At 74.0% G+C, this 7,975-nt stretch carries 3 protein-coding genes and 1 pseudogene; all 4 read right to left on the bottom strand.

Features of this window, described 5'->3' with window-relative positions:
* Positions 1-118: 118 nt before the first annotated feature.
* Positions 119-1,123, bottom strand: a complete 1,005-nt coding sequence (locus BJF88_RS15475; RefSeq protein WP_083649196.1) for a siderophore ABC transporter substrate-binding protein — start codon at positions 1,121-1,123, stop codon at positions 119-121.
* A gap of 133 nt (positions 1,124-1,256) precedes the next feature.
* Entirely contained in the window at positions 1,257-2,663 is a 1,407-nt protein-coding gene (locus BJF88_RS15470) for a folylpolyglutamate synthase/dihydrofolate synthase family protein (RefSeq protein WP_075829460.1), read from the bottom strand.
* Positions 2,660-6,135, bottom strand: a pseudogene (ileS, locus tag BJF88_RS15465) (isoleucine--tRNA ligase). The gene BJF88_RS15470 and the pseudogene ileS overlap by 4 nt, the downstream one beginning before the upstream one ends.
* 838 nt (positions 6,136-6,973) lie before the next feature.
* A partial coding sequence (locus tag BJF88_RS15460) for a molybdopterin-dependent oxidoreductase (RefSeq protein ID WP_158068958.1) occupies positions 6,974-7,975 on the bottom strand: 1,002 nt, incomplete at its 5' end.

Genomic DNA, 7,975 nt, shown 5'->3' with positions numbered 1-7,975 from the left:
CCTCGACCTCCGGCGCGGCGGGAGCCGCGGCGGCGGTCGGGGCGGCGGCCGGCGCGGCCTGCTCGCCGGGCGGCGCGGGCGCACCGGGGAAGGGACGGTCACGAGCGACGCCCGTGCCTCACGCGTCGCCGTCGAGGGCCGCGCCGACCTCCTCGGCCATCGCGGTCAGCGTCGGCACGCCGCCGTTGATGATGTACCACGTGGTCGGGTCGAGGTAGACGACGTGGTCCTCCTGCCACGCGGTCGTGCGGTGCACCACCTCGTTGTCGAGGACCTGCTCGGCGTTCTCGGTACCCTCGCCCGTCGCGGCGTCGCGGTCGACGACGAACAGCCAGTCGGGGTCGGTCTCGAGCAGGAACTCGAACGACACGGCCTCGCCGTGCGTCGCGGCCTCGACGTCCTCGACCGCGGGCGTGAGCCCGAGGGAGTCGTGCAGGAAGCCGAAGCGCGACCCGGGGCCGTAGGCGGTGACCTCCCCGCCCGAGGTCAGGACGACGAGGGACGTGCCCGCCGACTCCGCCTTCTCCTTCACGTCCGCGACGGCGGCGTCGAGCTCCGTGACGAGGTCGGCGACCTCGTCCTCCGCCTCGAACACCGGCGCGAGCGTCTCGGCGTTGGCGACGACGGAGTCGTGGAAGGTGGCCCAGTCGTTCGACAGGTCGATGGTCGGCGCGATCTCGCTCAGCTGCGGGTAGGCCTCGGACGAGCGCCCCGCGACGATGATGAGGTCCGGCTGCTCGGCGGCGACGAGCTCGTAGTCGGGCTCGAAGAGAGTGCCGATGTCCTGCACGCCCTCGTCGGTCGCGTACTCCGCGTACGCCTCGGGCACGTTCTGCTTCGGCACGCCCGCCACGTCGACGCCGAGCGCGTCGAGCACGGAGAGCGCCGCGAAGTCGTACGTGAAGATCTTCTGCGGGTCGACGTCGACCTCGGTCTCGCCCTGCGCGTGCTCGACGACGACCGTCGCCGGGGCGTCCTCCGTCGCCGTCGCCGTCCCGGCGGTGTCCTCGCCCCCGGCGTCGGCCGACCCGGACGCGCACGCCGAGGCGACGAGGAGGACGCCGGCGAGCGCGGCGGTGGCAGGGGCGGTACGGGACGCCCTGAGGGCGCGCGGAAGGTTCACGGTGGTCTCCGAGGTCGGGAAGCAAGGTGAGGCTCACCTGAGCGAGCTGCGCCCACCATAGGTAAGCCTCACCTGCTTCCGGAACCACCGTCCCGCGATGCGGTCGTGCGAAATGTCACACGGCCGACGCCCGTCAGCCGCGGCCCAGGAGGATGCGCACGTCCGCCACGGTCACGACCGACCCCGTGACGAGGACGCCCGTGCCGCTCCCGACGCCGACCGGGTCCGCCGCCTCGGCGAGGTCGACCGCGACCTGCAGCGCCTCGTCGAGGGACTCCGCGCTGCGCACCCGGTCCTCGCCGAACACCTCGCCCGCGAGCTCGGCGAGCTCGGTGACGTCGGCCGAGCGGTCCGAGCTGTTGCGCGTGACCACGACCTCCGCGAGCACCGGCTCGAGCGCCGCGAGCAGCGCCTCGGCGTCCTTGTCCCCCATGATGCCGACGACCCCGACGAGGTGGCGGAAGTCGAACGCCTCGTCGAGCGCGGCGACCAGCGCCTCCGCGCCCGCCGCGTTGTGCGCGGCGTCGACGAGCACCGTCGGGCTCGACCGTACGACCTCGAGCCGGCCCGGCGACGAGACGTCGGCGAACGCGGCCTCGACGACGCTCCCGTCGAGCGCTCGCCCGCCCAGCAGGGTCTCGACGGCGGTGAGCCCGAGCAGCGCGTTGCGCCCCTGGTGCGGGCCGTGCAGCGGCAGGAACACCTCGGTGTAGAGCGCCGCGGGAGTACGCAGGTCGAGCAGCTGCCCGCCGACGGCCACGCGCCGCGCCGCGACCTCGAGCTCGGCGCCCTCCCGCAGCACGCGCGCGCCGACCTGGCGCGCCCGGTCGAGCAGCACCTCGAGGACCTCCGGCTCCTGCTCGGCGAGGACCGCGGTCGCGCCCTCCTTGACGATGCCCGCCTTGTTCGCCGCGATCTCCTCGAGCGTGCTGCCGAGCCACCGCTCGTGGTCGTGCGCGACGGGCGTGACCACCGCGACCTCGCCGTCCACGACGTTGGTCGAGTCCCAGGTGCCCCCGAGGCCGACCTCGACCACGGCGACGTCGACGGGCGCGTCGGCGAAGGCCGCGAGCGCCATGACGGTGAGCACCTCGAAGAAGCTCAGCCGCGGTCCGCCCTCGTCCTGCGACTCGCGGTCCACGACGCCGACGTACGGCGCGACGTCCTCCCACACCTCGACGAACCGTCGCGGGCTCAGCGGCTCGCCGTCGACCTGGATGCGCTCGGTGACGCTCGTCAGGTGCGGGCTCGTGAAGAGGCCGGTCCGCAGGCCGTGCTCGCGCACGAGGCGCTCGACCACCCGGGCCGTGGAGCTCTTGCCGTTCGTACCCGTCAGGTGCACGACGCGGTAGGCGCGGTGGGGGTCGCCGAGCAGCTCGAGGACGCGCTGGACGCGCGCGAGCGTCGGGTCGATGTCGTGCTCGGGCGCGCGCGCCATGATGTGCGCGTAGACCTCGCGCAGGTCCTCGGCCGCCGCGGCGTCCTCCGCCGCCTCGCGCGCCGCCGCTCCGGCGGGCTTCTTCCGGTCCTTCGCGCTCACGCGTCGACCTCCCCCGCGCTCGCCCGCTCGACACGGACCGCGCGCTCGTCGTCCTCCACCGGGGTCACCTGCACGTCGACCGCGAGCGTCTCCCGGGCGACCAGGTCGCGGTGCTCCTCGACCGCCGCGAGCCACCTCGCGGGCACGTCGAGCGCGAGGCGGATGCGGTCGGCGACGTCGAGCCCGGCGGCCTTGCGCGCGTCCTGGACGTCGCGGACGACGTCGCGCGCGTAGCCCTCGGCGAGCAGCGCGTCGTCGAGCGCGAGGTCGAGCACGACGAACCCGCCGCCGGCGAGCACCGCGGCGGCGACCGCCGGGCCGTCGGTGGCGGCGTCGCTCTCGCGCGCCGCGACGACGGTCGTCAGCTCGTACTCCGCCGGGAGCAGCGCGACGTCGCCGTCGTCGGTCGCCACGACGACCTCGCCCGCGTCGTCGACCCGCCACGCGCCGGCCTTCGACGCCTTGATGACGGCCTGCACGCCCCGGCCGAGGCGCGGGCCGGCGGCGCGGGCGTGACCGCGAGGCGCTGAGTGACCCCGAACCGCTCGGCGGCGTCCGACTCCGTCGACTCGAGCTCCACGGCCTTGACGTTGAGCTCGCGCGCGAGCAGGTCGGTGTACGGCGCGAGGGCGTCCGGGTCGTCGACGACGACCGTCAGGCGCGCGAGCGGCTGGCGCACGCGCAGCTGGTGCGCCTTGCGCAGGCCGAGTGCGGCCGAGGCGACGGCGCGCACCTCGTCCATCGCGGCGACGAGCGCGTCGTCGGCGACGAGACCCGCCTCGGGGACGTGCCGGACGGCGACCGCGTAGCGCCCCTCGGTCCCTTCGTACCGCTCGCCGACCTCCTCCGTGGTGGTCGGCCAGTCGGTGAGGTGCACCGACCGACCGCCCGTGAGGCCGCGCCAGACCTCCTCGGCGAGGAGCGGCGCGAGCGGGGCCATGACGCGCGTGAGGGTCTCGAGCGCGGTGTACAGGGTGTCGAACGCGTCGGCGTCCTCGGCCCAGAAGCGGTCGCGCTGCGTGCGCACGTACCAGTTGGTGAGGACGTCGAGGTGCTCGCGCACGGACTCGCACGCGCCCGCGATGTCGTACGCGTCGAGCTGCCCGGTGACGCGCGCGACGAGGTCGTGCGTGCGCGCGAGCAGGTACCGGTCGAGCGCGGGCAGCCCCGGGACGCGCCCGGGCGCGACGCGCTGCGCCACGTACCCGCCGCCGTCGGACCCCTCGCCCTCGGCCCCGGCCGCCGCGTCGCCCCGGGCCTGCGCCTTCGAGCTGTTCGCGTACAGGGTGAAGAAGTAGTACGTGCTCCACAGCGGGAGCAGCACCTGGCGCACGGCGTCGCGGATCCCGTCCTCGGTGACGACGAGGTTGCCGCCGCGCAGGATGGGCGAGCTCATGAGGAACCAGCGCATCGCGTCGGACCCGTCGCGGTCGAAGACCTCGTTGACGTCCGGGTAGTTGCGCAGCGACTTGCTCATCTTGCGCCCGTCCGAGCCGAGGACGATGCCGTGCGAGACCGCGGTGCGGAAGGCGGGGCGGTCGAACAGCGCCGTCGCGAGGACGTGCAGCGTGTAGAACCAGCCGCGGGTCTGCCCGATGTACTCGACGATGAAGTCGCCGGGGTTGTGGTGCTCGAACCACTCCGCGTTCTCGAACGGGTGGTGCACCTGGGCGTACGGCATCGACCCGGAGTCGAACCACACGTCGAGGACGTCCTCGACGCGCCGCATCGTCGAGCGGCCCGTGGGGTCGTCGGGGTTCGGGCGCGTGAGGCGGTCGACGAACGGGCGGTGGAGATCGGGGTTCCCGTGCTCGTCCCGCGGGAGCGTGCCGAAGTCGCGCTCGATCTCCTCGAACGAGCCGTAGACGTCGACGCGCGGGTGCTGCGGGTCGTCGGACTTCCACACGGGCACGGGGCTGCCCCAGAAGCGGTTGCGCGTGATCGACCAGTCGCGCGCGTTCTCGAGCCACTTGCCGAACTGCCCGTGCTGGATGTGGTCCGGCGTCCACGCGATCTGCTCGTTGAGCTCGACCATGCGGTCCTTGAACCGCGAGACCGCGACGAACCACGACGAGACGCCCATGTAGATGAGCGGTCGGCGGCAGCGCCAGCAGTGGGGGTAGGAGTGCGCGTACGACTCGCGGCGCAGCAGCACCGTGCCCTCGGTCACGGCACCGACGGCGAGGTCCGGGACCTGCTCGCCGCTGCCGGCTGCCGCGTCGCGGCGCGTGCGGCCCTTGAGGTGGTCGATGATCAGGGCGTTCGCGTCGAACACCTGCAGCGACTCGTAGTCGACGACGGGGAACGTGAACTTCCCGTCCGGGCCCACCGGCATGACCGGCTCGATGCCCTCGCGGTCGGAGACGACCTTGTCGTCCTCGCCGAACGCCCCGGCGCCGTGCACGAGGCCGGTGCCGTCCGTCGTCGTGACGAAGTCCGCCTCGACGACGCGGTGCGCGTTCGCGTGGCCCGCGTAGTAGGAGAACGGCGGCGTGTACGAGCGGCCGACCAGGTCGGCGCCCGTGAGCCGCTCGACGACCTGCGACGAGAGGTCGCCCTCGCCGCCGTCCGCCCCCGGGTCCGTGAGCTCGCGCGCGTACGCGTCCAGCCGCGCCTCGGCGATGACGTAGCGCTCCGTGACGCCCGTCGCCGACGACTCGACGACGACGTAGTCGACGTCCGGGCCGACCATGACGACGAGGTTCGACGGCAGGGTCCAGGGCGTCGTCGTCCACACGAGCGCGAGCTCGCCGGTCTCGAGGCGCAGCCCGACCGTGACGGCGGGGTCCTGGCGCACCTGGTAGACGTCGTCGTCCATGCGCAGCTCGTGGTTGGACAGCGGCGTCTGGTCGTTCCAGCAGTACGGCAGCACGCGGAAGCCCTCGTAGACGAGGCCCTTGTCGTGCAGGGACTTGAAGGCCCACAGCACCGACTCCATGTAGCTCGGGTCGAGGGTCTTGTAGTCGTCGTCGAAGTCGACCCAGCGCGCCTGGCGGGTGACGTACTCGCGCCACTCGCCCGTGTACCTGAGCACCGAGGCGCGGCACGCGTCGTTGAACCGCTCGATGCCGAGCTCGAGGATCTCCTCCTTGGTCTTGATCCCGAGCTGGTCCATCGCCTCGAGCTCCGCCGGCAAGCCGTGCGTGTCCCAGCCGAAGCGGCGCTCGACGTGGCGCCCGCGCATCGTCTGGTAGCGCGGCACGACGTCCTTCGCGTACCCGGTGAGCAGGTGCCCGTAGTGCGGCAGGCCGTTGGCGAACGGCGGGCCGTCGTAGAAGACGAACTCGTTGCCGCCGTTCTCGCCGGCGGGGTTGCGCTCGACGGAGGCGCGGAACGTGTCGTCCGCGTCCCAGTACGCGAGGACGTCGCGCTCGATCGCGGGCAGGTCCGGCGACGCGGGGATGCCGAACGACGCCCCGGGCTGGTGGCCGGTCGGGTCGGTGCTCGGGGCGCGGTGCAGCGGGTAGGCCATGGTCAGACGGCTCCGGTGGGTGCGGGACGGCGGTGGGTTCCGCCGCGGTGGTACGGGTCGGTCGTGCTCTCCTGCGAGGACGACTCCCCCACCCTGCGGGTGCGGACGCCGCGGTACCACCTCGCTTGCCGGCGCGTGCGCGCCGGCCGCTCGTCGACGGCTGTGACGGGCCTGCCCCGTCCGGTTCTACTGAGGACCGCTCGCCGACGGCTGCGCGACGGCGGAGGTCCGGTTCTTCCGGAGCTCGCCGGTGATGGCCGGGTCGACGCCTGTGCGTCCATCGTAGCCGGGGCGCGCAAGCGCGAGCGGCGGCGCGCGCTGTACGCGTCGATGTCGCGAGCGACGAGCCACTCGACGGTCAGGGGCGGCGTCGTGCTCGCCGGAAGGGGCGCCGGTCGCGCGGCGCGGGCCGCGGCGGTGGCGCGGACCTGGGTGGTGCGGAGGTGCTGGGCGGTGGTTCCGGGAAGGTACATGGTGCTCTCTCGCGTCCTGCGGGTGACGGGCGTCGGGGGTGCAGACCGGCGTCGGGAGCACGAGTCATCGGTGCGTCAGCGGCTCGATGGCTCGCACGGGGAGGCCGGCGACCGTCGCGCCCCGGTGCCCTGGGTGGGTCGTCACCAGGAGGGAGGGGCGGATACCTGCTCGCGGACGCCTGGTCGGCTGCGCGTGGCGCCGCGAGCCGTCAACAACAGGACGCGGAGACGAGGACCTGCGGGCGCGCGGGGACGAGCGAGGTGCTCGTGGGGCGCGCGGTGGAGGTCACGCGGACATGGTGCCAGGCCCGGTGCCGGTGCGACAACACCGTCCGCGGACCGGGCACCCCGCCGGGACGGCGGGGTCAGCGGACCGTGACCTCGACGTCGTGGTGCCCGCTCGCCCCGTCGGGGACGGGCGGGGCGACGTCGGCGGTCTGGACCGTCCCGTCGGCGTCGGTCGCGCGGACCGTCAGCCGGTGGTCCCCCGTGCCGACCGCCCCCGCGTCCCACACGTACGACCACTGCCGCCACGTGTCCGGGCCCACCGTCGCGGCGAGCGTCGCAGGCTCCCAGGGTCCGTCGTCGACGCGCACCTCGACGGCCGCGACGCCGGTGTGCTGCGCCCACGCGACACCCGCCACCGTGACGCGGCGCGCGTCCACCGACGCCCCGGCGCGCGGCGTGTCGATGCGCGACGCGAGCTTGATCGGGCCGCGCTCGGCCCACCCGCGCGTCGACCAGTACGCGACGTCGTCGGCGAACGTCGTGACCTCCAGCTCGGTGACCCACTTCGTCGCCGAGACGTACCCGTACAGGCCCGGGACGACGAGCCGCGCCGGGAAGCCGTGCTCGGCCGGCAACGGCTCGCCGTTCATCCCGACGGCGAGCAGGCACGCGCGGCCGGGGTCCGTGAGCACGTCGAGCGGCGTGCTCGCCGTCCAGCCGTCGGCGCTCGTGGAGAGCACCATGTCCGCGCCGCCCTGCACGCCGGCGCGCGCGAGCAGCTCGCGCACCGGGTACCCGAGCCAGCGCGCGTTGCCGACGAGGTCCCCGCCGACCTCGTTCGACACGCACGTGAGCGTCACGTGGTGCTCGACGAGCGGCAGGGCGAGGAGGTCGTCGAACGTGATCTCGAACGGCTCGTCGACGAGCCCCGTGACGCGCAGCGTCCACGAGTCCGGGTCGACCTGCGGCACGCGCAGCGCCGTGTCGATGCGGTAGAAGTCGTCGTTGGGCGTGACGTAGGGCGCGAGGCCAGGGACGTCGAGGTCGGCGCCCGCGGGCACCGCCGGCGCGGGTGTCGCCGGCGCCGGCAGCCGCAGCGCGTCCCGCGCGGCGGTCACGGCGCGCGTCCCGGCGGTCGA

The organism is Cellulosimicrobium sp. CUA-896 (assembly GCF_001942335.1).
GTDB lineage: Bacteria > Actinomycetota > Actinomycetes > Actinomycetales > Cellulomonadaceae > Cellulosimicrobium.
This window is presented reverse-complemented; position numbering and strand designations above follow the sequence as displayed.